This is a genomic window from Gillisia sp. Hel_I_86 (genome assembly GCF_007827275.1).
Lineage (GTDB): Bacteria > Bacteroidota > Bacteroidia > Flavobacteriales > Flavobacteriaceae > Gillisia.
In genome coordinates this window covers 1721778-1745405 of record NZ_VISE01000001.1, presented here as the reverse complement: position 1 = coordinate 1745405, position 23628 = coordinate 1721778, and the positions used below count along the sequence as shown (strand labels likewise).

The 23628-nt window shown below is 36.0% G+C and carries 26 protein-coding genes and 1 riboswitch; of the genes, 21 read left to right on the top strand and 5 right to left on the bottom strand.

Annotated features, from left to right (window positions below; genetic code table 11):
- Positions 1-139 precede the first annotated feature (139 nt).
- Genes JM83_RS19430 through JM83_RS19110 form a run of 5 tightly spaced genes read left to right on the top strand, consistent with a single transcriptional unit; the run spans position 140 to position 2087 of the window.
- Positions 140-679 carry a hypothetical protein gene (locus JM83_RS19430; RefSeq protein ID WP_261376393.1) on the top strand — a complete coding sequence of 180 codons (540 nt, stop codon included), beginning with the start codon at positions 140-142 and terminating at the stop codon, positions 677-679.
- Positions 651-1286: an HlyD family secretion protein gene (locus JM83_RS19425; protein ID WP_261376392.1), complete on the top strand. Its 636-nt coding sequence runs from the start codon at positions 651-653 to the stop codon at positions 1284-1286. The genes JM83_RS19430 and JM83_RS19425 overlap by 29 nt, the downstream gene beginning before the upstream one ends.
- A gap of 30 nt (positions 1287-1316) precedes the next feature.
- On the top strand, positions 1317-1676 hold the full coding sequence (locus JM83_RS07765; protein WP_144960913.1) for an HTH domain-containing protein: 360 nt from the start codon (positions 1317-1319) through the stop codon (positions 1674-1676).
- Between the two features lie 47 nt (positions 1677-1723).
- A complete protein-coding gene (locus JM83_RS19115) occupies positions 1724-1897 on the top strand; it encodes a hypothetical protein (RefSeq protein ID WP_186434964.1) in 174 nt (57 codons plus the stop codon).
- A gap of 25 nt (positions 1898-1922) precedes the next feature.
- Positions 1923-2087 carry a hypothetical protein gene (locus JM83_RS19110; protein WP_186434963.1) on the top strand — a complete coding sequence of 55 codons (165 nt, stop codon included), beginning with the start codon at positions 1923-1925 and terminating at the stop codon, positions 2085-2087.
- A 443-nt stretch (positions 2088-2530) separates the two neighbouring features.
- On the opposite strand, the gene JM83_RS07760 is transcribed toward JM83_RS19110, so the two are convergent.
- Positions 2531-3448 (bottom strand): IS1595 family transposase, encoded by a 918-nt coding sequence (locus tag JM83_RS07760; RefSeq protein WP_144960911.1) that lies wholly within the window; start codon positions 3446-3448, stop codon positions 2531-2533.
- A 465-nt stretch (positions 3449-3913) separates the two neighbouring features.
- Positions 3914-5230 carry an adenosylhomocysteinase gene (gene ahcY, locus JM83_RS07755; protein ID WP_144960909.1) on the bottom strand — a complete coding sequence of 439 codons (1317 nt, stop codon included), beginning with the start codon at positions 5228-5230 and terminating at the stop codon, positions 3914-3916.
- A gap of 64 nt (positions 5231-5294) precedes the next feature.
- On the opposite strand from ahcY, the gene JM83_RS07750 reads away from it, so the two are divergent.
- From JM83_RS07750 to JM83_RS07710, 9 genes are all read left to right on the top strand, one after another.
- Positions 5295-5942 carry a 4'-phosphopantetheinyl transferase family protein gene (locus tag JM83_RS07750; RefSeq protein ID WP_144960908.1) on the top strand — a complete coding sequence of 216 codons (648 nt, stop codon included), beginning with the start codon at positions 5295-5297 and terminating at the stop codon, positions 5940-5942.
- 3 nt (positions 5943-5945) lie between these two features.
- The gene (locus JM83_RS07745) at positions 5946-6656 is read left to right on the top strand and encodes a geranylgeranylglyceryl/heptaprenylglyceryl phosphate synthase (RefSeq protein WP_144960905.1); all 711 of its coding nucleotides are present in this window, start codon (positions 5946-5948) and stop codon (positions 6654-6656) included.
- Positions 6657-7368: 712 nt separating this feature from the next.
- Positions 7369-7629 carry a thiamine-binding protein gene (locus tag JM83_RS07740; RefSeq protein WP_144960903.1) on the top strand — a complete coding sequence of 87 codons (261 nt, stop codon included), beginning with the start codon at positions 7369-7371 and terminating at the stop codon, positions 7627-7629.
- Entirely contained in the window at positions 7613-8251 is a 639-nt protein-coding gene (gene pnuC / locus JM83_RS07735; RefSeq protein ID WP_144960902.1) for a nicotinamide riboside transporter PnuC, read from the top strand. Before JM83_RS07740 ends, pnuC begins: the two co-directional genes overlap by 17 nt.
- Entirely contained in the window at positions 8206-8775 is a 570-nt protein-coding gene (locus tag JM83_RS07730) for an AAA family ATPase (RefSeq protein WP_144960900.1), read from the top strand. The genes pnuC and JM83_RS07730 overlap by 46 nt, the downstream gene beginning before the upstream one ends.
- The gene (locus JM83_RS07725; protein ID WP_144960898.1) at positions 8772-10325 is read left to right on the top strand and encodes a DUF4301 family protein; all 1554 of its coding nucleotides are present in this window, start codon (positions 8772-8774) and stop codon (positions 10323-10325) included. The genes JM83_RS07730 and JM83_RS07725 overlap by 4 nt, the downstream gene beginning before the upstream one ends.
- Before the next feature lie 3 nt (positions 10326-10328).
- Positions 10329-10733, top strand: coding sequence for an alternative ribosome rescue aminoacyl-tRNA hydrolase ArfB (arfB, locus tag JM83_RS07720; protein ID WP_144960896.1), 405 nt, complete (start codon positions 10329-10331; stop codon positions 10731-10733).
- Positions 10734-10929: 196 nt separating this feature from the next.
- A complete protein-coding gene (locus JM83_RS07715) occupies positions 10930-11274 on the top strand; it encodes a hypothetical protein (protein WP_144960894.1) in 345 nt (114 codons plus the stop codon).
- Between the two features lie 123 nt (positions 11275-11397).
- Positions 11398-12759 carry a sigma-54-dependent transcriptional regulator gene (locus JM83_RS07710; RefSeq protein ID WP_144960892.1) on the top strand — a complete coding sequence of 454 codons (1362 nt, stop codon included), beginning with the start codon at positions 11398-11400 and terminating at the stop codon, positions 12757-12759.
- On the opposite strand, the gene JM83_RS07705 is transcribed toward JM83_RS07710, so the two are convergent.
- A complete protein-coding gene (locus tag JM83_RS07705; protein WP_144960890.1) occupies positions 12749-15169 on the bottom strand; it encodes a hybrid sensor histidine kinase/response regulator in 2421 nt (806 codons plus the stop codon). The genes JM83_RS07710 and JM83_RS07705 overlap by 11 nt on opposite strands.
- An 86-nt stretch (positions 15170-15255) precedes the next feature.
- Positions 15256-15363, top strand: a riboswitch (TPP riboswitch).
- Between the two features lie 134 nt (positions 15364-15497).
- Here JM83_RS07705 and JM83_RS07700 point away from each other — a divergent pair.
- Positions 15498-17678 (top strand): TonB-dependent receptor, encoded by a 2181-nt coding sequence (locus JM83_RS07700; protein WP_144960888.1) that lies wholly within the window; start codon positions 15498-15500, stop codon positions 17676-17678.
- 122 nt (positions 17679-17800) lie between these two features.
- Here JM83_RS07700 and JM83_RS07695 read toward each other — a convergent pair whose 3' ends face one another.
- On the bottom strand, positions 17801-18235 hold the full coding sequence (locus tag JM83_RS07695) for a hypothetical protein (protein ID WP_144960886.1): 435 nt from the start codon (positions 18233-18235) through the stop codon (positions 17801-17803).
- 263 nt (positions 18236-18498) lie between these two features.
- On the opposite strand from JM83_RS07695, the gene greA reads away from it, so the two are divergent.
- From greA to JM83_RS07680, 3 genes are all read left to right on the top strand, one after another.
- The gene (gene greA / locus JM83_RS07690) at positions 18499-18975 is read left to right on the top strand and encodes a transcription elongation factor GreA (protein ID WP_144960884.1); all 477 of its coding nucleotides are present in this window, start codon (positions 18499-18501) and stop codon (positions 18973-18975) included.
- A gap of 126 nt (positions 18976-19101) precedes the next feature.
- The gene (locus JM83_RS07685; protein WP_144960881.1) at positions 19102-19491 is read left to right on the top strand and encodes an HIT family protein; all 390 of its coding nucleotides are present in this window, start codon (positions 19102-19104) and stop codon (positions 19489-19491) included.
- Positions 19491-19901 carry an acyl-CoA thioesterase gene (locus tag JM83_RS07680; protein ID WP_144960879.1) on the top strand — a complete coding sequence of 137 codons (411 nt, stop codon included), beginning with the start codon at positions 19491-19493 and terminating at the stop codon, positions 19899-19901. The genes JM83_RS07685 and JM83_RS07680 overlap by 1 nt, the downstream gene beginning before the upstream one ends.
- Here JM83_RS07680 and JM83_RS07675 read toward each other — a convergent pair.
- A complete protein-coding gene (locus JM83_RS07675) occupies positions 19895-21046 on the bottom strand; it encodes a sensor histidine kinase (RefSeq protein WP_144960877.1) in 1152 nt (383 codons plus the stop codon). The two genes, JM83_RS07680 and JM83_RS07675, sit on opposite strands and share 7 nt — an antisense overlap.
- Before the next feature lie 109 nt (positions 21047-21155).
- On the opposite strand from JM83_RS07675, the gene JM83_RS07670 reads away from it, so the two are divergent.
- The 3 genes from JM83_RS07670 (at position 21156) to aat (ending at position 23166) form a co-directional block, all read left to right on the top strand.
- Positions 21156-22034 (top strand): flavin reductase family protein, encoded by an 879-nt coding sequence (locus tag JM83_RS07670; protein WP_144960875.1) that lies wholly within the window; start codon positions 21156-21158, stop codon positions 22032-22034.
- Between the two features lies 1 nt (position 22035).
- Positions 22036-22410, top strand: a complete 375-nt coding sequence (locus JM83_RS07665) for a DUF3127 domain-containing protein (protein WP_144960873.1) — start codon at positions 22036-22038, stop codon at positions 22408-22410.
- 186 nt (positions 22411-22596) lie between these two features.
- The gene (aat, locus tag JM83_RS07660) at positions 22597-23166 is read left to right on the top strand and encodes a leucyl/phenylalanyl-tRNA--protein transferase (RefSeq protein WP_261376886.1); all 570 of its coding nucleotides are present in this window, start codon (positions 22597-22599) and stop codon (positions 23164-23166) included.
- Positions 23167-23628: the final 462 nt, after the last annotated feature.

Sequence of the window (23628 nt, the reverse complement as noted above, 5' to 3'; positions counted from 1 at the left end):
ATTCTTCTTCCCTACTATTAAGTTTTAAAATATTGATTCTAAATTTTGAATTAAAATTCAAAATATTTTTTAGCCCTAGTAAATTTTAAAGGCACTCTAGATTGTCTGAGATTTTACAATAAAAAAAGAATCTTATTAAATGAATATTTTTCCAAAAGAAATTATTGAAAACTCAGCCGAAGTTTTCAAATTTAAGCACACAACTAATAGCAAAATCATTTATAGTATATTACTTGTGGTAATTTTAGGCGCCTTAATTTCGCTTCCATTCATTAAAGTAGATGTTTACACATCCTCCACTGGACTTGTAAAACCAAATAAAGATAGAGTCCCAATATCCTTGATTAATTCCGGTAGAGTTAAATTCTCAGCAATTAAAGATAATAAAGAAGTTAATGTTGGCGATACTGTATTTATCATAGAAAATAAAATAATAGACGAACAATTAAAATTTTCAAATTCTCAATCAGAGGAGATCCAATATTTTCTTAAGGATCTTTATTATCTAGTAAATAGTCAGACCCCGAACTTTAATTCAATAGCATCTGCTAAATATAAAGCTAGCTATTTAGAATATGAGCAAAAACTAAGAGAGTTAGGAACACGTTATAGTCAAAAGAAACAAAATTTCGATCGAAGCCAAAAATTATTTGAAAAAAGGAGTTATTGCAGCGGCTGAATTTGAACCTGTGAAATCTGAATATGATTTATCTCAAAGCGATATCCATTCTTTTAAGAAGCAACAGAATAATAGATGGCAAACCGAACTTATAAAATACCAAGATGAATTAGAAGAACTATCAAGCAATAAAACCCAATTAATAGATAATAAATCTCAATTTTTTATAACAGCACCAATTTCTGGTACTCTTATTAATACAGCTCAATTTGGAGAAGGCAGCTTTGTATCTCCCGGTACACTAATCGCTGAGATTTCACCAAATACAGATTTGATTGCAGAATGCTACGTGAGCCCAGCAGATATTGGCTTACTTAAGGCTAACCAAAAAGTTGTTTTTCAAATAGATGCTTACAATTACAATCAATGGGGATTTGCGGATGGAGAAATTCTGGAGATAAGTAAAGATGTAGAACTTTTAGAAAACACCCCTGTATTTAAAGTTAGATGTTTAATTAACCAAGATCATTTAAAATTGAAGAATGGTGTTAAAGGCCAAATTAAAAAAGGAATGACCCTCAATGCCCGTTTTCTATTAACAGAACGCTCACTTTTTGATCTCCTATATGATAATGTAGATGATTGGCTTAATCCAAGTAGAGTATAATATAATGCACCCCAATAAAATTTATTAACAATGAGCACATTAAAAAATTTAGAAAGATTACAACAATTGCATAATTTAATAAATACCGAAACCACAGGCTCTCCTAGCGAGCTTGCCAATAAAATGAATATTAGCGAACGTTTGGTCTATAATTTAATTGAACAATTAAAAGATTTTGAGGCAGCAATTTGTTATAGCCGAAAAAGCAAGACCTATTATTACTGCGAAGATTTCCAATTAGAAGTAAACATATCGGTAACCGTAATGACTAATAATGAACTTACAGAAATTTTTGCAGGAAGTTATTTTTTACAGGAAAACACTTCCCTGCAAACTTTTTACAGTGAGCAGAAGTATATTAGCAATAACAAAACATTAATATGCGCATAGAAAATGTTTTTTAAAAACTAATATTAAATAATTAAAATCTTAAATTTATGAAAAATTTAGAGCTTTTTGGAGTACAAGAATTAGAAAAAAAATGCCTTATTAGTGTAGAAGGCGGCGTCGATTCAATCTCTGAGGGATTCGGTTATGTTATTGGAGCAGTTGTCGGCACGGCGTTTGGTTTTATAGTAAACGCGGGGAAGCTTGCAGCCAGAGTAATTTAATCATTATAAATTAAAACTAGAAATTATGAAAAATTATCATATTGCAGAATTATCATCAGCCGAAATAAACCAGATTAATGGAGGATATACCTTTTGGCAACCAGCCCTTTATGTAAAGGAGAGTATAGACTTTTATGTGGGATTCGTTGATGGATTTAGAAGAGGATTGGACCGGGTGGTTAATCCTTAGTAGTTTGAAGGAATTTTTAATTTTTTTGAGTAATCCAAGGGAGAGAATTGAGAAAAAGAAAACATATTCCAATTTTAGAATAATTAAAAAATTTATTTTTTATTGTTTATTCATTTCTCTTCTTTCTGGATTATTAATATTAATAATGAATCAGTTTACTAATAGCATTAATGAGATATTAGAAAGTGAAAAAACATCTAAAAATGGCATTTTAGATGTTTTCTATTTGATAACTATTTATCCAATAATAGAAGAGTTAGGATTCCGGTTATCATTAAAAATTAGAAAAGATTTCTTATCTATTTCTTTAGCCATTCAATTAACATACCTGTGCTTGATAAGTTTCGATTCCAAATTAAGTATTGCCACAATTTTTATAACCATTCTTTTTTCTTTAATATTATGGCTTTTTATTATTAAAAAAAGATTTACTGTATATCCGTTTAATGTCCACTCGCTGTAATGCTTGCTATTACTAACCTATCGAATAACTTATCTCCAAAATACCTCCGATTAAGCTTGTATACAAACTCATTGAGGTATAATTGCAGATATTTTTTCTTGATCTTATGATAGGTTCCCACAAAATTCCTTTTGGCATTGCTTATAGCTATATGTACCCATTTTAGGGTTTCTTTGGTGGTCTTTGCACTTGATTTTTCAGTAATATGTAGCTCTACGTAATCTGCGATATCAACGTAGGATGTGCTCTGGTCGGAAAAGATGATAATGTGTTCATCAGCAATTGCGCTTTTGAGCATATTGCTGGTTTGACCGGCCTCATGGTTGTCAAGGACTTTTGCCTTAAAATACCTGCAATGCCGCTCCACTTTCCCTGTTTTTATATCTTCCAAGACAGTGCTCTCGGCCAGAACCATAACGTTGGATTTGGTCTTGCTGCCACGACCGGCCTTTTGGGTTTGGTGATCGTTTTGGCTTGCCTCAATGGTGAAATAACCTTCATCCATCTCGATCATCCCCTCCAACGTATAGCGGTCATCTCGCTGCCCCATGGCTTTGCGTAACTTGTGCACCATTGCCCAAACCGGCTCATAGCGCTTTAGGCCCAGCTGCCGCTGTATTTCCTTGCTGGAAAAACCTTTCTTTGTCGTGCTCAAAAGAAAGATGGTCTTATACCAGCTCATAAAAGATAATTTGGAGCTTTCCATAATTGTTCCACTTCGCAAGGACATCCTCGCCTTACAGGATTTGCACTGATAACTCCATTTGTTTTTGAGCCAATAATGATCTATTGACCCACAGCGATGACAGACAACTCCTTCCTTATCACGTTGCTCCTTGAAATGTAGGCGGCAGCTCTCCTCATCAGTAAAATGAACTCCGAAAGAAAATATATTCATATCCAATCAATTTAAATTCAATCAAATATAGGAATATTTCCACTAATTAGGAATGTTTACGGATATACAGAAAAATTTATAAAAAACCTAACGCAATCTGGAAATTGTCAATAAATATTTGATTAATGTCAATTTTAAATACTTCTAAGTAATTTTTATTTTCAAGGAGTGGAGATCCTAAAATGAATTCAGGATGACCATGTTATTAACTCTAAGTGCTAATTTGATCCAAAATAAAATACTGAAAACCAATAAAAAAACTCCCTCATAAATAAAAAAGACCTAACAGGTTTTGAAAACCTGTTAGGTCTAATAGATTTTCTCCGGGATCTTAAATACGAAAAAATTACGTTATTATGATGCTTAAAAATTCTATTTATTTTATTCACTAATATATAAACCAATTAAAAAAGCTCCCTCATAAATTAATATGAAGGAGCTTTTTTAATTAATGTGCCTATGGCACTAGTATCTGTAATACTCAGGTTTAAATGGTCCTTCTACAGTTACTCCAATATATTCGGCTTGATCTTTAGAAAGTTCTGTTAGTTCTACCCCAATTTTTTCCAAGTGAAGCTTAGCTACTTTTTCATCTAAATGCTTCGGAAGCATATAAACTTCGTTTTTGTAGTTATCGGCATTTTTCCAAAGCTCGATTTGCGCTAAAGTTTGGTTGGTAAATGAATTGCTCATTACAAAACTTGGGTGACCAGTGGCACAACCAAGATTTACCAATCTACCTTCAGCAAGTAAGATAATGTCTTTCCCGTTTATGGTATACTTATCTACTTGTGGCTTGATGGTGTCTTTTGTATTGCCATGGTTTTCATTTAACCAAGCAACAGCTATTTCATTATCAAAGTGGCCAATGTTACAAACGATGGTTTTATCCTTCATCGCTTCAAAGTGTTCTCCTCTAACAATATCCTTATTTCCGGTGGTGGTGATTACGATATCAGCTTTTGGAAGTACGGTTTCCAATTTTTTAACCTCAAAGCCGTCCATTGCAGCTTGTAAAGCACAAATAGGATCGATTTCCGTAATAGTTACAATAGATCCAGCTCCTTTAAAGGAGGCAGCAGTTCCTTTTCCAACATCTCCATATCCACAAACAACTACTCTTTTCCCGGCAAGCATGATATCTGTAGCTCTTCTAATAGCATCTACAGCACTTTCCCTACACCCGTATTTATTATCGAATTTAGATTTTGTAACCGAATCGTTAATATTAATAGCCGGCATTGGAAGGGTTCCGTTTTTAACCCGCTCATACAATCTATGTACTCCAGTTGTAGTTTCTTCGGAAATTCCTCTTACACCTTCAGCTAATTCTGGATATTTATCCAAAACCATGTTGGTAAGATCCCCGCCATCATCTAGAATCATGTTAAGTGGCTTACGGTCTTCCCCAAAAAACAAGGTTTGCTCGATACACCAGTTAAATTCTTCTTCATTCATCCCTTTCCAAGCATATACAGGAACACCTGTAGCTGCAATTGCTGCAGCAGCCTGATCTTGAGTAGAAAATATATTGCAAGAACTCCAGGTAACTTCAGCACCTAAAGCGGTAAGCGTTTCAATTAAAACTGCGGTTTGGATGGTCATATGCAAACAACCCGCAATACGTGCTCCTTTTAAAGGTTGTTCTGCCCCAAATTCTTCACGTAGGGACATTAAACCTGGCATTTCAGCTTCAGCCAATTCTATTTCTTTTCTTCCCCAATCTGCAAGGGAAATATCTTTAACTTTATAGGCCGTATAAGGCACTGTTTTAGTCGACATATTATTATATTTGATTTTTAGCAATTTTTCAGTCGCAAAAGTACGTAATATCTAACAGAATTTCATGCCACTTTACAAAACAATAACAGTTGATGAAGGCACTAAAGTGCTCATTTGGAAGATCGAAGAAACCCTGGATTGGCTTGTTGATGATATTCAATTGACCCCTCATTGCCAGGAACGCGTGAACGGAATGAAATCCATACTTCATAAACGTGGGTTCATGAGTATTAGACATTTATTCGCCGAAATAGGGTACACAGATCATGATCTTTACTACGATGAAAATGGAAAACCACATCTTAAAGACGGGAAATGCATTTCTATTACTCATTCCTTTAATTTCACGGCAATAATAATTTCTGAAGATGAGGTTGGGATAGATATAGAAAAACAGCGGGATAAAATCTTAAAAATCGCAGAAAAATTTACGCCATTAAAAGAATATCATACCGTTGCCAATGAAGATGCTCTTATAAGAAAATTAACCATTGTTTGGGGTGCCAAGGAATCTATTTATAAATTATATGCACAGCCAGGTTTAGGATTTTTGCAGCATATTAATATCGCTGATTTCGATTTTGATGATAAAAGAACTACCGGGAAAGTTTATTTTAAAGGTGAAAAATCTGATTATAATTTAGAGTTTTTGGAATTTGAAGGCTTTACATGTGTGTATGCAAAGCCAGTTAAAGTTGCAGTTAAAAAATAAGCTATGCACACAGCAACTATTTATGAGAACCTATCGCTCTTAAAAGACCTCGGTCAAAAGCAACTTACGGTTCTTATAGATCCCGATAAATTTGATGAATCTCAAGCTGAAAATTTTTTATATGCTCTTCCGGATGAAGTTACTCACATATTTGTGGGAGGAAGTACTGTTGAAGCTAACATGACAGATAGAACAGTAGCTGCAATAAAATGTTTTTCTGATTTACCTATTATAATTTTCCCTGGTGACTATACCCAAATAACTTCAAAAGCCGATGGCATACTTTTTTTAAGCTTGCTATCTGGCAGAAATCCGGAGTATTTAATAGAACAACAAGTAAAATCTGTGACGAGACTTAAGAATTCCAATCTGGAAATTATCCCAACAGGCTATATTCTAATAGATGGGGGTAATGAAAGTGCAGTACAGCGAATTAGCAACACTAAGCCGATGCCTCAAAATAATGTGGAAGCAATTGTAAATACAGCACTAGCAGGGCAGTATTCTGGGAAACAATTAATTTATTTGGAAGCGGGAAGTGGCGCAACTAATCATGTTTCGGTAGCAATTATCAAGGAAGTCAAAAAAGTGCTTTCAATTCCCTTAATCGTTGGTGGAGGAATTAAGAACTCGACCCAACTTAACACTATTTACAAAGCCGGGGCAGATATGGCTGTAATTGGAACCGCATTCGAAAAAGGGGCTTTTCACTGATGAGCAATTTGTATCTTCAAATTGAAACAGTTAAAGTTTAGTTCACTCAACTTTCGGTTTTTATTTTTTCAAACAAACGTTCTAGTTTAGAGAACCATTGTTGTAAGAAAATATTTGCTCCCTTCCATGGGGAAGGGCTGGGGATGGGATGATTTATATAATTTATCTTCTCATCCCCTCCTAAATCCTCCCCCTACGGGAAGGACTTTAATACAACGCAGTGCTATTATAAGCTTACAAAAGCTCCTGATGATCTTTAAGATAACGTATAGCCGATTAGTTAGCTCGTCACCCTGAATTTATTTCAGGGTCTTTATTTATTACAATGATTTACCTTGTTATAAGATGCTGAAACGAGTTGAGCATGACGGTAATTCCACATCGTCACCCTGAGACCCGTGATAAAAAAATATCCAGCGTAGGAAATAGACGTGTTTTTATATAAGCTGATGGGATGCTGAAACAAGTTCAGCATGACGACAATTCCGCATCGTCACCCTGGACTGGTTTCAGGGTCTTGGATTCACAAATAAATAAAAATCCGTCAATGGTAATTTGCTTCAGGGTCTCATTAATTGTAATGATTTTCTTTGTTATTAGATTCTGATACTCCCGAACGGTCGGGACAGAATGACGTCCTTTGTCATTATATGATACTTAACAGACAATCAATTAAAATATCTCTAAATTTGATTGGTATAAAATCAAACCTATGAAAATTTCAGTAGAACTTACCTTAACACCTTTGCAAGACAATTATGAACCTTCAATTATCAATTTTATAAAGAAATTAAGAGCTTCGGGTTTAACCGTTTTGGAAAATCCTTTAAGCACTCAGGTGTATGGGGACTATGAGGAAGTAATGGGAGTTTTGAACAAAGAAATGAAGACCGCGTTGGAATCTTTAGAACGCGGACTGCTCTATATTAAAATTGTAAAATCTGACAGAAGCGAATATGCAGCCGATTTTTGATTTCTTCTTCGGGCAATACTACGAGTACCCTACCTTATTTATATATTTGGAAATTATTGCGGTAATTTTTGGATTCCTGTCTGTTTGGTATTCTAAACAGGAAAACATTTTGGTATACCCAACGGGGATTATAAGCACCCTGATTTTTGTATATCTATTATGGCAATGGGAATTGTTGGGCGATATGATGATAAATGCCTATTATTTTTCCATGAGTATTTATGGCTGGTATATATGGACCAGAAAAGTAGATGCAACCCATTTTACCCCGGTTACAAAAATGACCAAAAAAGAACATATTTGGTCCATTTTAATATTTGTTGCCACCTTATTGTTTGTTTTTGGGGTTTATGAGTATTTTGAAAAATGGAACAATTGGACAGCGTATATAGATACCATCACCACCGCTGTATTTTTTGTTGGAATGTGGCTAATGGCAAGAAAGAAAATTGAAAATTGGATCTTTTGGATCATTGGTGACATCATTTCGGTGCCACTGTATTTTTATAAGGGCTTGACCCTAACAAGCTTTCAGTATTTACTATTCACAATCATAGCCATTTTTGGTTATTTCGCATGGAAGAAAAGCTTAAACAAAAACCTTCGGCCTGTTTTAAAGTAGTCTTGTTTGGGCCGGAATCTACTGGAAAAACCACAATGGCAAAAAAACTTGCTGCGCATTTTAATACGGAATGGGTTGCAGAATATATGAGGGAGTATCTTCAGGAAAAATGGGATGCCAAAAAAGAATTGTGCGAACCAGAGGATCTTATAAAAATTGCTGAAGGACAAATAGAACAAGAGAACCAAAAAGCGAAAACAGCCAATAAAGTGCTTTTTTGTGATACAGATTTACTGGAACTAACCGTCTATTCCAAGGCTTATTATAACGGGTTTTGCGAGCCTGCTATTCTTAAACATGCGTTAAACAATTGGTACGACCTCTACTTTTTAACTAATATTGATGTTCCTTGGGTTCCAGACGATCTTCGGGACAAACCCTACGATAGGGAACGAATGTTTAATAAATTCAAAAACGCCCTGCAGTTTTATGAAAAACCTTTTATTGAATTAAAAGGTAATGAGAACGAACGGTTTGAAACTGCGGTTTCAGCAATTAATGAACTATTAAAGTCAAAAAGTTGAAGTTTAGTCAGAAAGATATAGCCCAGATTCAAGAAAAGGGGCTTAGTGTAAAGGAAATAGAAGGTCAAATCGCCATTTTTGAGCGAGGTAATAAAGCTGTTAACATATTGGCTGCTGCTACCTTGGGAAATGGAATTACGAAGGTAGATAGCAAACAAGCTGAAAAGTTTATTGGCATTTATGAGGATCTAAAACACAATCTCAAGATCATCAATTTTATTCCGGCATCCGGTGCAGCCACTAGGATGTTCAAAGAGTTATATGTTTTTGTTGAAAATTTCAATCCCGAGACAGATGCCTTAAAGGAATACTTCGGAAGAAATGAACATAGAAAATTAAAGGAATTTTTTAAACATTTGGAGAAATTGCCTTTCTATGAAGCAGCGCTTTCTTCAGCAAAAAAAAATCATCCAAATTTTGAAAACAGTTCGGAAGCTCTTCAAAAATATGTTTTGGTTAAGGCAATGCTTTTTAACCCTGGATTAGAACTCGGGAATTTTCCTAAAGGACTGGTACCTTTCCATAATTATAAAGAAGCCACAGCTACGGCTTTTGAGGAACATCTCTACGAGGCTGGAACTTATGCTGAAAAAAACAATAAAGCCAACCTTCATTTTACGGTTTCCAAGGAACATTTGGATAAATTTAAAAAGGAATATGAGGCTATAAGAACTCGCGTAGAGGAGCAAACAGGAACAAGCTTTCAAATTGGTTTTTCTTTCCAAGATCCAAAAACAGATACTATTGCCGTGGACAATTCTAATGAAGTGTTTAGGACTGTGGATGGGGAACTGTTTTTTAGGCCGGGAGGGCATGGGGCGCTTATTGAAAACCTCAATAAGTTAAATGCCGATCTTGTTTTTATTAAGAACATAGATAACCTAGTAACGGCATCTAATAGAGATGAAGTGGCATTTCATAAAAAAATGCTCGCCGGGAATTTATTAAAGGTACAGCAAGAATGTTTTTACTATTTGGAAATTTTAGATACTGCGAATTTTTCTGAGATCAGCCTTCAACAAATCACTAAATTCTTAAAAAATAAATTATCGCTTAACTTTTCGGGCAATTTTGAATTGCTTCCACAAGCGGAACAAATCCATAAATTAAAACAACAATTGAATAGGCCCTTACGTGTTTGCGGAATGGTAAAAAATGAGGGAGAACCTGGTGGCGGGCCATTTCTTGTAGAGTTTGAAAATGGGGAGTCTTCCCTTCAAATAATTGAAGGAGCGCAAATTGATACTAAGAACCCACAACAAAATGAGATAGCACAAAATGCTACTCATTTTAACCCAGTAGATTTGGTATGTGGATTAAAAGATTATAAGGGAGGGAAATTCGATCTCAATGAATTTGTAGCTCCGGAGATGAGCTTTATTTCCTCAAAAACCAAAGACGGAAAAGCCTTAAAAGCATTGGAGCTTCCCGGTTTATGGAACGGTGCAATGGCCAAATGGAACACTGTTTTTGTAGAGGTTCCGGTTTCTACATTTAATCCGGTTAAAACAGTTGCCGATCTTCTAAAACCAAGTCATCAGGCTAAATAACTTATGCCTAATTTAGAAATTATAGCAACTGAAATAACTTACAAAGCAGTAAGAAGTTCTGGCGCAGGTGGGCAGCATGTAAATAAAACATCCTCTAAAGTGATCCTCACTTTTAATGTTGAGCAATCTTCTGGCCTTTCAGAAGAAGAAAAACAATTGTTGAATATAAATTTGAAGAGTAGATTGACCCTCCATAATGAATTGATCTTGGAATGTAGTGAAACGAGAAGTCAGCATAAAAACAAGGAACTGGTTTTTGAAAGATTTAAAGAGATCATTTTAACAGGACTTAAAAAACCCAAAAAGAGAAAAAAAACGAAGCCAACCAAAGCTTCAAAATTTAAACGGCTTCGCAAAAAGAAGATACATTCAGAGAAAAAAACCAACCGCCGTAAGCCAAAACTTTGATCCTTTTCTCATAAAACTGGGGAAAACATCCCCAAAACTGAAATAAAAATCCACACTTTTTATAAATCTCCACAAAATAAAAAGATGCTTAATGTTAAGATTTAGAGGTTGTTGCGTTAAATCTTACATAAATGGTATAATTATTCGTTAAGGTTTATCACTAAAGCTTGATATTAACTTTAAATTGTTGATTAATATGAAAAGGTTAGGATTAACATTGGCAGTAATCGGATTGTTTTTCACTGCTGCGCAAGCGCAGGGAGAAGGTGAAGTGCAAACAGAGGTTGAGGTAGAAAAAGAATTGATTGTTGAAGTAAATGAATTTGAGCAAATAGAGGTTTCGGATTTACCTGAAGCGATAAACGCAGCAATTTTAGCTGAATTTCCAGAAGCTATCCCCACAATGGTTTTTGTAAAGCAAGATGGTGAAGAAGCGATCTATAAAGTTAAATTAGATCTTAAAGGGCAAAAGAAAAAAGTTTATTTGGATGCCGCTGGCAACTGGATAAAAAAAGAAGACAAGAAAGAGGAGTCTAACTAACCAACCATCTTTCTAAATAAAAAGAGCTGACATTGTGGTCGGCTCTTTTTTGTTTTAACAAGTACCGCTCTAAAAAGAACCATAATTCGTAAATTTGAGAGATATTAAAACCAAAGCCGAATTATGGTATCCATTCTTATTGTAGAAGACGATGTGGCATTTGCCACAATGTTAAAGACATTTTTTGAAAAAAGGGGCTATAAGGTGGAGACTTCTTTCTCTGCTGCAGAAGCCTTCAAAAAAATAATAGCGAGTCCCTTTGAAGTCGTTCTTACCGATGTTAGGTTGCCAGATAGTGATGGCTTGGAAGTACTATTTGAAGTTAAAACCAATTATCCCACAACACAGGTTATTGTAATGACCAATTATGCTGAAATAAATATGGCTGTAAAGGCCATGAAAAATGGAGCTTTCGATTATGTTTCGAAACCTTTTAGACCAGAAGCCATTCTTCAGACCATTGAAAATGCTTTGGATCAAAGGAATTTAAATGGAAATAAGATCGCTCAGAAAAAGGTTCTTCCAAAGAAAAAGCAAAAGGTAAAAGTTTTGGATTCTTCTTCAGAATTCGTGAAAGGGGTGAGTGATGCTGCCAAAAAATTAAACGATTATATAGAGCTTGTGGCACCAACCAACATGTCGGTCTTGATCATGGGAGAGAGCGGTACCGGAAAAGAGCAGGTTGCCAAAAGTATCCACGATAAAAGCAAGAGGCAAAGTGCGCCTTTTATTGCAGTAGATTGCGGGGCAATTCCAAAAGAAATCGCCTCCAGTGAATTCTTCGGGCATGTAAAAGGATCTTTTACGGGTGCTATACAGGATAAAACGGGGCATTTTGAAGCAGCCACCGGCGGAACTCTATTTCTGGACGAAATAGGGAATCTAAGCTATGGATTGCAAGTACAATTGTTACGTGCATTGCAAGAACGAAAGATTAAGCCTGTAGGTAGCAACCATGAAATAAAGGTTGATATTAGAGTGGTGACGGCTACCAACGAAGATTTAACCAAAGCGGTTAAAGAAGGGAATTTTAGGGAAGATCTTTATCATAGGTTGAATGAGTTTTCCATTCAGGTTCCAGCCTTGCGCGAGAGACGTGAAGATTTGATGCTGTTTGCTGATTATTTTTTAGACGAAGCAAACGAAGACCTGGAGAAGGAAGTTGTTGGCTTTAGTGAAGAAGCTACCGATGCATTTAAAAACTATAGTTGGCCGGGAAATTTAAGGGAGCTCAAAAATATGGTAAAAAGGGCCGTATTGCTGGCACAAACCAATATCATTCCGCTTAAAGTATTGCCCCATGAGATCTCTGTTGCCAAAAGCAGCGATGAATCCTACGGGTTGTTCAAGAATAAAAATGAAGAGTCCTTGATACTTGATGCTCTGGAAAAGGCACAGGGCAATAAGAGCAAGGCGGCAAGGCTTCTAGATATCGATAGAAAAACCCTTTATAACAAACTTAAGCAGTATAATATCAAACTATAATTTCTCTCTCTAGCTTTGCTAAAAGCACTTCTATTTCGGTTATCAATCCTTGGATTTTATAATCTTCAAAAGAACCTGGCACTTCCTTTTCTAACTGCTGTAATTGAAATACAATATCTCGAGTATTTAACTGCTTGTACATTGGCAGCATTTTGTGCGCAATTGCAGCAATTCTACTTTTGTTGTTCTTTTTAGTTGCTTTTTTTATCTCTTTCAGGTTTTTTTTGCTTGCATCTATAAAGACTTTCAAAATAGTGTTTAACGCATTTTTATCATCCCCAGCAAATAATAAGATCTCCTCTAAAGAGAACTCTTCTAAACTTTCCTCTGTTTGGGTTTTGATTCCAGAGTTCGTTTCTAATTCCAGATGAAGAACATCTCCAATTTTTTGCAAGAGTTCTTGTGGTTTGTAAGGTTTCAATAAGTTCCCGGAAAACCCGGCATTTAAATAATCCTTGGTTGTAAGTGTAGTCCTGCCAGAAGCAGCAATTACTGGAATATGTTTTAGATTTTTTTTGGATTGAATTTCTTTAAGTAGTTCAAAACCATCCATTGTGGGCATTTGAATATCTGTAAGTACCAGATCATATTCTTTTCCTTCCAGTTTTTTTAGAGCTTCTTTTCCATTTTGCGCTATATCGCAATTCATCCCAATAGATTTTATGAGTTCCCTGGAAAGAGCCAGTTGAGAGGATTCATCATCTACTGCAAGTATGTTTTTCGCGTTTAGTTGAAGAGTGTTGAAAAGTGTTTCGGGAACTACTTCTAATTTGTCCGTAAGTTTTATAACGGGAATTATTAAAGTAAAAACACTTCCTTTTCCATGTTCACTTTCTAAGGAGAGTTCCCCGTTTAGTAGGTTGGTGATTCGTTGGGAAATCGCTAGGCCAAGTCCGGTCCCACCATATTTTTTTTCGATTTGCCGATGTTCTTGAGAAAACTCTTCGAAGATCTCCTTCTGTTTGTCTTTTGAAATTCCTAGACCGGTATCTTTTATTTTATAGGTCAAGATATAGCTGTCCTCAATTTGTTTTTCTAGGCTAACAGAGACTGTTATACTTCCTTCTTCGGTAAATTTATAAGCGTTATTAATAAGGTTGGAAAGTATTTGTTTAATTCTAAAGGGATCGCTTAAAACATTTACATCTGCACTTTCGTCAGCCTCCACAAAAAGTGCTAGTTTTTTGGGATCGTCTTCAGGAACAATATTATAGAAGGTTTCTTCCAGTAAATTTTTAGCATTGAAAGGCAACTTTTCAATCTGCATTTTACCTGCATCCAGTTTAGAGAGGTCCAAAAGGTCATTTACCAAATGGAGAATATATTCTGAACTCTTTCTAAGATGCCCCAAATAATGTTCTTGCTTGTTGTTAAGTGGTGTTTTGCCAATCAGCTCTGTATACCCTAAAACCGTATTAAGAGGAGATCTAAGATCGTGGGTGATGGTCGCCATAAATTGCTCCCTTCGAGCCATTAGGGACTCTGTAAACGATTTAGCCTCTTCCAACTGAATCCTGTATTGCTGACTTCTGGAAACATCCCTTATAATAAGAAACAAGAAAAATAGCACGATAAGCACACTGCTACCACCCACCAAAAGGAGTATTTGCCACACTTCATTCAGCATTTCTTGGGACCCTTTTGCCCTATTAAACGTGGTAACCCTTTCCTCTTGCTCTACTGATGCCAATAAATTTCTTAATTGATCATTTAAAGTGATATCATTGTCCAGTAATTCGTTTTCTTTTTTATTGATGATAGACCTAAACCTTTGGTTTTGACGCTCCAATTCATTTAAAACTTTTTTTACTGAAGTAACCAAAGAATCTGCACTTATGCTGGAAAGTTGTTCTTGATTTTCGTCTTTCGAGAATTCCAACAATCGTATTAAAACCCTTCGTTGATGAGGTTCTAAATTCGGAAAGCGGTTTTCGTTGTTTTGATCTTTAAAGGATTCATCAACTTTTTCCAATTCCTGAATCACTTCGGTATAAAAACTCGTGTTCCTATCCCTGGATCGTAGTTTTAATAATTCCTCTAAATTTTCGCTTTTTCTGGACAATAAGTTGGAAATACTATCCAATTCAATTTTCATAATAGAATCGGCATAGGTCATCTTAAGCACATTGATGCTTTCCTGAATTCCATCTATTTGCCTGCTATATCTATTAAGATCTGTAGTGTCGCCTGTTTGAATAAATTGGCGACCCGTACTTTCTGTTTCATAAAGAGCGGTGGCTATTTCGCTTACCAGCACCAATTGCTGATTGTTTAGATTATTGGACTGATTTATAGAAGAGAATTTCACCACCTGCGCATAGCTAAACCAAACTGCCACAGCGGCAACCGCAGCTACCATTAGATACCCGATAATTACCTTAAAAGTTATGGAGCGCTTCGTATTCTTCATCAGCAAAATATCGCTAAAATTACGCCAATTCTTTTAAAATTTGGTAATGACGTAGGAAATCAAAAAAACCTTGCTACATTTGTGCCACATCTCAAAGGGGGTGCTATTTTAAGGTTTATTTCTGAAAATAGCTGAGATTATACCCAACGAACCTGGGCAGGTAATGCTGCCAAGGGAACCGATACTCGAAAGGGCATCAAAATGGTATAGATCCCTTATTAAATCTTCAGGATAGATTTATTAAGGGTTTTTTTATACATGAATTTTAACATAAATATTAAACCAAGAATAATCGCCCCCTTTATTCGTAACAAGATCAATGTAACGAATGAAAATTTTATCTCTATTACCTACAGCACTATTAATAACCGCATTTGGTTATGCTCAACAAGAAAACGACACGCTAAGAAAGCCCGTGGAAACCTTGGATGAAGTCCTCGTTCAAGCTATCAGGGTAAATGCAGATTCCCCAGTGACCCACTCTGATCTTTCCAAGAAAGAACTCGAAAAGCGAAATTTAGGGCAGGATATTCCTTACCTATTAAATTATTTGCCATCTGTAGTAACGACCTCAGACGCTGGTGCTGGTGTAGGCTACACGTACATTAGGGTTCGTGGAAGTGATGCCTCGCGCGTAAATGTGACCCTCAACGGAATTCCATTTAACGATTCTGAAAGTCAAGGTTCCTTCTGGGTTAATTTGCCAGATTTCGCCTCTTCAGTTGAGAATTTGCAATTGCAAAGAGGGGTGGGAACCTCTACCAATGGATCTGGAGCTTTTGGAGCTAGTTTAAATTTGCTTTCCGATGCTGTTTCCGAAGAAGCTTATGGAGAAATCTCGAATTCATTTGGGTCTTTTGGGACTAGAAAACATAATGTAAAATTAAGCACTGGTTTGTTAAATGATCATATTGAAATTTCTGGAAGGTTATCCAACATAGTTTCCGATGGATATGTAGACCGTGCTTCTTCCAATCTAAAATCTTATTTCCTACAGGGTGCTTATGTAGATGATAATACCTTGATAAAAGCTATTGTTTTTGGGGGCGAAGAAGAAACCTATCAATCTTGGGAAGGGATCGATAAAGAAACTTTGAAGGAGAACAGGACCTTTAACCCTGCGGGAAAGTATACCGATGAAGAGGGAAATCCCCAATTTTATGATAATGAAGTAGATCACTATAATCAAGATCATTATCAACTTCACTGGAATCAGCGTTTTAATAATAATTGGTCTACCAATCTTGGTTTAAATTATACCTATGGAAGGGGGTATTTCGAGCAATACAAAGAAGATGAGGATTTTGAAGATTATAATTTTGCACCCCTGGAAATTGGCGGGGAAACCATTAATTCCACAGATCTTATAAGAAGAAGATGGTTGGATAACGATTATTATGTGGTAAATGCCAATGCTACCTATAAAAACTCGAATTTGGAAGTGACTTCCGGAGCATTTTATAGCCTTTATAAGGGAGATCATTTTGGAGAGGTGATTTGGGCCAGATTTGCCAGTGATTCTGAAATTCGTGACAGATATTATTTTAGCGATGCTACTAAAAATGAATTTACCGTATTCTCTAAAGCCACTTTTAAGCTTGATGATAAATGGCAATTTTTCGTTGACCTTCAGGGAAGGTTTTTGGATTATAAGACCGGTGGAATCACCTCAGATCTTGTTGGAATAGATGTAGATGAAAGCTTTGAATTTTTTAATCCAAAGGCTGGGATCACGTATCAGTTAGATTTAAACAATCAGTTTTATGGCTACTACGGAAGGGCAAATAGGGAACCCACAAGAAACGATTTTGAAGAGGGAATCAATACTGCCGAAAAATTGAATGATTTCGAATTGGGCTGGAGATACAGCAAATCTAACTTCAAGGTGAATTCGAATGTTTATTTTATGGACTATAAAGATCAGCTGGTGCTTTCAGGAGCTTTGAACGATGTTGGTGCCCCGTTAAGAACTACCAGCGGGAACAGCTATAGGTTAGGGCTGGAAATAGATGCCGATTGGGAATTATCCGACAAATGGAGGTTGATGCCAAATATTGCTTTGAGCACCAATAAAAACAAGGATTTTGTTGCTTCCATAGATGGAGGTTTGGCAAACTTGGGAAACACCAATATTTCTTATTCCCCGGAACTTGTTGCTTCTAATATGCTTGTATTTTCGCCTAAAGAAAACATACAAATAGGTTTGCTTTCTAAATATGTAGGGGAGCAGTATATGGGAAATATAGATAGCGATGCTTCCAAACTGGACAGTTTCTTTGTAAACGATCTAAATGTGGTATATGAACTAAAAAACATACCAGTTTTTAAATCCATTGTTTTGAACGCTTTGGTAAATAATATTTTTGATGTGAAATATGTTTCCAATGGCTATTTCTATACCTATGATGATGATTTCTCAACCCCAGGAATAATTACTACCGTGGAAGGGGCGGGTTATTATCCGCAATCGGGCATTAATTTCTTAGCGGGAGCAACCTTGAAATTTTAAACCCTCTTGAGGGTTTAATGAAAAGAACTTTGTGGGTTAAGGTTCAATTTTCAAGATTGAAGCACAAAAAAAGTCGCCATTCGTAGGATAGAACGGCGACCTAATTTTTTCGGAAAATAAGTTTAATTAAACACCTCTAGCACATTCCCATTTTTACTGACCCTATAAGGTTTCATCGTATATTGGCCGCTACCGTTGGTAAGCTCCCCCGTTAGAATATTATAGCTGTTGCCATCATTGCAATCACATGTTGCGATAACGCCTTGTACTCTCAATGAGGAACATTCGCTTAAAGGGTGGTTGGGATCACTTAGTTCAAAAGCAGTGAACTGGGTGTTATTAATATTATATACAACCACGCCGTTGATCCCGGTATTATAGGTAGAATAACTGTTTCCCGGAAAATTCAAACTGTTGTACTCGGGTAAGTTCAGCTCTAGGTTCAATCTAAAACTTACATTTGTTAAATTCGGGTTATCTATTCGGTCGTTGTCATTGGTGCTACAAGAACTAAATACTAAAAGAAGCATTAAGAAACTAGAAACTTTTTGGATCATTTTAAATGGCTTTTGGGCTTAAGAAATATATTGCTTTCAAAATTTAAATTTATTATATTTGTGTATATAAATCCCATATTATATGGGGTTTTTTGTATTTATTATCATGGTTTTAAAATTTAAACGCATATAAAACAGACCTAATTAGGTTTTCCAAATCCTGTTGCTTTTGGAGTTTGGAATTTATAAAATCACAATACAGTTATAGGTAATGGGGAGTGTGAGGTTAATTCCTGTAACTATTATTGATAAACGAGAAAATTATGAGTAAAGTATCTTATTATACAATTGAAGGCCTAAAAAAGCTGAAAGATGAACTTAATCAATTAAGGGATGTAGAGCGCCCTAAAGCATCCCAAGCAATTGCTGAAGCCCGCGATAAGGGGGATTTAAGTGAAAATGCAGAATATGATGCGGCAAAAGAAGCTCAAGGGCTTTTGGAAATGAGAATTTCCAAGATGGAAGAAGTGGTTTCCAATGCCCGTGTAATAGATGAATCCCAGTTGGATACTTCAAAAGCTTTGGTGCACTCCTTGGTTAAAATTAAAAATAAGACCAACGGATCGGAAATGACCTATAAACTGGTAGCCCAAAGTGAAGCCGATATCAAAACCGGTAAGATTTCTGTTGAATCACCTATTGGAAAAGGATTATTGGGAAAACAGGTTGGAGATACTGCAGAAATCAGTGTCCCTAACGGCACCATGGAATTTGAAGTGCTTAAGATCTGGAGGGAATGATTTTATATTTAAATAAAAAGTATTTAAACCTTTTTTGCGGCTGGTAATAGATGTCAGAAAAAGGTTTTTTAACCCCTCGTTGAGGGCCTGCCCCGATGTTTCCGATTTTAAATTAATACAACAGCTATGTCTACAATATTTTCTAAAATCATCAGCGGGGAACTTCCCTCCTATAAAATTGCCGAAACCGATAAATTTCTAGCTTTCCTGGATATAAATCCAAATGCCAAAGGTCATACGTTGTGTATCCCGAAAGTGGAGGTCAATAAATTGTTTGATCTGGATGATGAAACCTATCAAGGATTAATGAATTTTTCTAAAAAGGTGGCGATAGCCCTAGAAGAAGCTGTTCCTTGTAAGCGTGTGGGAATGGCAGTGATCGGGTTGGAAGTGCCACATGTGCACGTTCATTTAATTCCGTTGAACAAGATGAAGGATATGGATTTTGGCAAGAAGTTGAATTTTTCGCACGATCAATTATCAAGATTGGCAGAAGAGATCAAGGAAAATTTATAATGGATTATTCAGATTATAAACTTAGTATAGGCCTAAGGATAGATTGGAGCGATCTGGATATGTACAAGCATGTAAACAATCTTGCTTTTATTAGATTCATGCAAACAGGAAGATCACTCTTTTGGGAAGCAACTGGATTAACCAAAATTTTTGAAGAATCCAACAAAGGCCCAATGGTGGTTTCTACACACTGTGATTTTAAAAAATCCTTATACTATCCTGGGACTGCAATCGTAAAAACAAAACTGGCATTCATCAAAAATAGCAGTTTTGGACTGGATCATATTATTCTGAATAAAGCTATGGAAGTGTGTGCTGAAGGTCGTGATGTTGCTGTGTTTTACGATTTTAATACAAATAAAACCTATACAATCCCGGATGATCTTAGGGAAATAATGAAGGATTATTGAAGCTTTCTTAAGGCAATTTGGAAAGTTGTTCCCTTGTTAAGTTCACTTTCATAAACCTTGATCTTTCCATTGTGATATTCTTCAATAATCCGTTTGGAAAGGGAAAGCCCTAGTCCCCAGCCTCTCTTTTTTGTGGTAAACCCAGGATTAAAAATAGTATGGTACTTACTTTTTGGAATGCCTTTACCGCTATCTTTAATATAAATATATACCCAATGTAGATCTTGCTTTATCTCTATGCCAAGATTTCCTTTGCCCTTCATGGCATCTATCGCATTCCTCACTAAATTCTCTATGGTCCAGCTGTATAAGGACTCGTTTAAATTCACAAAAACAGGAGTGTGTGGTGTAGAAAGTTTAAAGTCGATTAGACGGGAGCTTCGGGTAAATAGATAGTTATAACTCTCTTTTGTGGCAATCACAATATCGGTTTCAGAAAGGATAGGGATGGAACCAATTTTCGAGAACCTATCGGTAATGGTTCTTAATCTCTCTATATCCTTTTCAATTTCAGAAATATAGGACTTATTAACATTTTCTTCTTTCAGAATCTCTGTCCATCCAATTAAAGAGGATAATGGGGTTCCTATTTGGTGTGCGGTTTCTTTTGCCATTCCCGCCCATAATTTGTTTTGCTCACTGGATTTCGTGGTGGTATAAAAGAAATATACCACCCCGATAAACAAAAATATTATAAGTAACAATCCTATAGGGTAATATTTGATCTTTGTTAGCAGCGGCGAATCCCCATAGTAGATCTTATGAACTTGGTTTTTTCCCAAAACCATTTCTATCGGCTCGTTTTCCGACTTTAATTCTGCGAAATATTCGTCCAACTTCTCTTGATCCCCTCTTGTTTCTATTGGAATATTTAAACCATCCACAATTTTCCCTTTTTCATTTATCCAGATGGTGGGAATGGTGGTATTGGTATTAAGGATTTTTAAAGTGAGATCGATATCCGTATCCCCGGTGGCTTTATCCAGGAATGCTTGTGCCGCAGTCCATAATTCCATTTTATCGCGCTCATCTTGTTTTAAGCGCTCAAAAAAGATGGAGGTGTTCCATAAAATAAGTGCTACAATGAGCAGGGAAGAGATAATAATGAACCAACGTGCAAAGTTTCGTTCGTTTGTAAAATTCATGAAGCCTTATTTAGAAGGATTTAAATATAACCGTTTTCTGTTGATATTATTGTTGAAATACGGTTTTTCATTCCTAGGGCTATTCGTTACCTTTGTGAAAAATTGCTGAATGCTATCTATAGATCCAAAGGAAATTAGTACTGGGAAAAGACATCAATACTTACTGGGAGCGATAGGGCCAAGACCCATTGCGTTTGCCAGTACTTTAGATGAAAATGGCAGACCAAACTTGTCTCCATTCAGTTTTTTTAATGTGTTTAGCGCGAACCCACCTATCTTGATCTTTTCTCCTGCGAGAAGGGGTCGCGATAATACTGTTAAACATACTTATTTAAATGCAAAAGCAATCAAGGAAGTGGTGATTAATATTGTAAATTATAGGATCGTACAGCAAATGTCACTTTCCAGCACAGAATATCCTGAAGGAGTTAATGAGTTTGAAAAAGCTGGTTTTACGATGTTGCCTTCAGATAAAGTAAAGCCTTTTAGGGTTGGGGAGTCTCCTGCGCAGTTCGAGTGTAAGATCTTAGAAGTAAGAGAGCTGGGAGAAGAAGGAGGAGCCGGGAATTTGGTGATTTGTGAAGTGGTGAAAATGCATTTTGACGAAGCTATTTTAGATGCTGAAGGGTTTATAGATCAGCATAAAATAGATCAGGTAGCAAGAATGGGGGGGAACTGGTATACTCGCGCTAAAAAGGGACTTTTTGAAGTGCCTAAACCTTTATCAACTCTTGGAATAGGTGTAGATCAAATTCCGGAAGAGATTAGAAACAGTAGCATTTTAACTGGGAATGACCTTGGTAGACTTGGGAATGTAGAAGTTTTACCTTCTACAGAAGAAATAAATGAATTTATAAATGAGGATAACAATGCCTGGGGCTTGGTGAAATCTGGAGATATTAAAAAGATCCATTTACAAGCACATGAATATTTAGAGAAAGAAGATCCGGCAAAAGCCTGGAAAATATTATTAGCAAAATCAAATTAAAATGGAAGTAGAAGGAAAAATCAAAATGATTGGTGAAACCCAAACATTCGGAAGTAACGGATTTAGAAAAAGAGAAGTTGTTGTGACAACTGAAGAGCAGTATCCACAACATATTATGGTGGAATTTGTACAAGATAAAACAGATCTTTTAAATAACTACCAAGTTGGGCAACCAGTAAAAATTGGAATTAATTTAAGAGGTCGGGAATGGGTGAATCCTCAAGGAGAAACCAAATATTTTAATTCTATTCAAGGTTGGAGAATAGAGAATTTGCAAGCTGCTAGTGCGGCTCCAGGGCAAACACCTCCACCTGCAGATCAATTTGAGCCTGCTCAAGATCTTAAAGATGAAGATTACGACGATTTGCCTTTCTAAGGTTTAAGGCCTAAAGAATTTTATAAAATGAAAGCTTAGCATCTTAAATTGAGAGGCTAAGCTTTTCTTTTTATTTGCTAAATTGAAGGAAGTTCCCATTAATAGTATCCTAAAATCTTGAAATCTTCAACGCCATATCAAAAATTTCCACCAGTGGAATTTGCAAACCCAGACGGTCTTTTGGCAATGGGAGGAGATCTTTCTGTGGAACGTCTATTAGATGCTTATAATAACGGCATTTTTCCTTGGTATGATGAATCGGAGCCTATTCTTTGGTGGAGCCCAAATCCAAGAATGGTCTTGTTTCCAGAGAATTTGAAGGTTTCCAAAAGTATGTGGCAACTGCTTAAAAAGGAAGCTTTTCAGGTCACCTATAATCAGGATTTTATTGCTGTAATCGAAAATTGTGCGGCTATCAAGCGAGATGGGCAAAACGGAACTTGGATCACCCAGGAGATCAAAGATGCATATTTGGACCTACATCACTTGGGAATAGTGCAATCTGTTGAGGTTTGGCAAAAAGATGAGCTGGTTGGTGGGCTTTATGGCATTTACCTAAAAGAGAAGAAAATCTTCTGTGGAGAAAGTATGTTTGCTAAAGTGAGCAATGCCTCCAAATATGGATTTATCAAGTATGTTAGAAAATTAAAAGTCGAAGGAGTTTCTTTAATAGATTGCCAGATTTATACCGAACATTTAAATAGTTTGGGAGCAGCTGAAATTCCTAGAAATGAGTTTTTGAAGTATTTGGAATAAGCACTGTTCATCTAGAATGGATACTATTAAATTTCAAATTTTCTGTTTTTCGTTTAAGATTGCCTGTAACTAGCTATAGTTAGATTTTTTGGCATGCTAAACTTGTTTCAGAATCTCAGTGAGCCCTAAGGAAACCCTGTAACCAGTTCAGGATGTCGATGCGGGATTACCGTCATTATGAACTTGTTTCAGAATCTCATAACACTAAGAATCAATACCGTAAATAGAGATCCTGAAATAAATGCAGGGTGACAAAATAACTATAGGACAATAAACGGATATACAAAGATTTAATTATGAAATTTTATTCTAAATATGGGAAACTAAAAGAGATACAATAACCGCAATCTTTTGAGTACTATTCAAATTATAAAAGTACTTATACGGGAATGGAATTTATTTCCAGAGTAGCGCAGGAAATACACTGAATGGGATTGGAAATGTGAGAGCATAAAAAACCTC

Excerpts from the sequence above, each read along its gene's own strand:
- JM83_RS19430 (WP_261376393.1), top strand. The coding sequence starts at position 140 with ATGAATATTTTTCCAAAAGAAATTATTGAAAACTCAGCCGAAGTTTTC.
- JM83_RS07765 (WP_144960913.1), top strand. The coding sequence starts at position 1,317 with ATGAGCACATTAAAAAATTTAGAAAGATTACAACAATTGCATAATTTA.
- JM83_RS19115 (WP_186434964.1), top strand. The coding sequence starts at position 1,724 with ATGAAAAATTTAGAGCTTTTTGGAGTACAAGAATTAGAAAAAAAATGC.
- JM83_RS19110 (WP_186434963.1), top strand. The coding sequence starts at position 1,923 with ATGAAAAATTATCATATTGCAGAATTATCATCAGCCGAAATAAACCAG.
- JM83_RS07760 (WP_144960911.1), bottom strand. The coding sequence starts at position 3,448 with ATGAATATATTTTCTTTCGGAGTTCATTTTACTGATGAGGAGAGCTGC.
- ahcY (WP_144960909.1), bottom strand. The coding sequence starts at position 5,230 with ATGTCGACTAAAACAGTGCCTTATACGGCCTATAAAGTTAAAGATATT.
- JM83_RS07750 (WP_144960908.1), top strand. The coding sequence starts at position 5,295 with ATGCCACTTTACAAAACAATAACAGTTGATGAAGGCACTAAAGTGCTC.
- JM83_RS07745 (WP_144960905.1), top strand. The coding sequence starts at position 5,946 with ATGCACACAGCAACTATTTATGAGAACCTATCGCTCTTAAAAGACCTC.
- JM83_RS07740 (WP_144960903.1), top strand. The coding sequence starts at position 7,369 with ATGAAAATTTCAGTAGAACTTACCTTAACACCTTTGCAAGACAATTAT.
- pnuC (WP_144960902.1), top strand. The coding sequence starts at position 7,613 with ATGCAGCCGATTTTTGATTTCTTCTTCGGGCAATACTACGAGTACCCT.
- JM83_RS07730 (WP_144960900.1), top strand. The coding sequence starts at position 8,206 with ATGGAAGAAAAGCTTAAACAAAAACCTTCGGCCTGTTTTAAAGTAGTC.
- arfB (WP_144960896.1), top strand. The coding sequence starts at position 10,329 with ATGCCTAATTTAGAAATTATAGCAACTGAAATAACTTACAAAGCAGTA.
- JM83_RS07715 (WP_144960894.1), top strand. The coding sequence starts at position 10,930 with ATGAAAAGGTTAGGATTAACATTGGCAGTAATCGGATTGTTTTTCACT.
- JM83_RS07710 (WP_144960892.1), top strand. The coding sequence starts at position 11,398 with ATGGTATCCATTCTTATTGTAGAAGACGATGTGGCATTTGCCACAATG.
- JM83_RS07705 (WP_144960890.1), bottom strand. The coding sequence starts at position 15,169 with ATGAAGAATACGAAGCGCTCCATAACTTTTAAGGTAATTATCGGGTAT.
- JM83_RS07700 (WP_144960888.1), top strand. The coding sequence starts at position 15,498 with ATGAAAATTTTATCTCTATTACCTACAGCACTATTAATAACCGCATTT.
- JM83_RS07695 (WP_144960886.1), bottom strand. The coding sequence starts at position 18,235 with ATGATCCAAAAAGTTTCTAGTTTCTTAATGCTTCTTTTAGTATTTAGT.
- greA (WP_144960884.1), top strand. The coding sequence starts at position 18,499 with ATGAGTAAAGTATCTTATTATACAATTGAAGGCCTAAAAAAGCTGAAA.
- JM83_RS07685 (WP_144960881.1), top strand. The coding sequence starts at position 19,102 with ATGTCTACAATATTTTCTAAAATCATCAGCGGGGAACTTCCCTCCTAT.
- JM83_RS07680 (WP_144960879.1), top strand. The coding sequence starts at position 19,491 with ATGGATTATTCAGATTATAAACTTAGTATAGGCCTAAGGATAGATTGG.
- JM83_RS07675 (WP_144960877.1), bottom strand. The coding sequence starts at position 21,046 with ATGAATTTTACAAACGAACGAAACTTTGCACGTTGGTTCATTATTATC.
- JM83_RS07670 (WP_144960875.1), top strand. The coding sequence starts at position 21,156 with ATGCTATCTATAGATCCAAAGGAAATTAGTACTGGGAAAAGACATCAA.
- JM83_RS07665 (WP_144960873.1), top strand. The coding sequence starts at position 22,036 with ATGGAAGTAGAAGGAAAAATCAAAATGATTGGTGAAACCCAAACATTC.
- aat (WP_261376886.1), top strand. The coding sequence starts at position 22,597 with ATGGGAGGAGATCTTTCTGTGGAACGTCTATTAGATGCTTATAATAAC.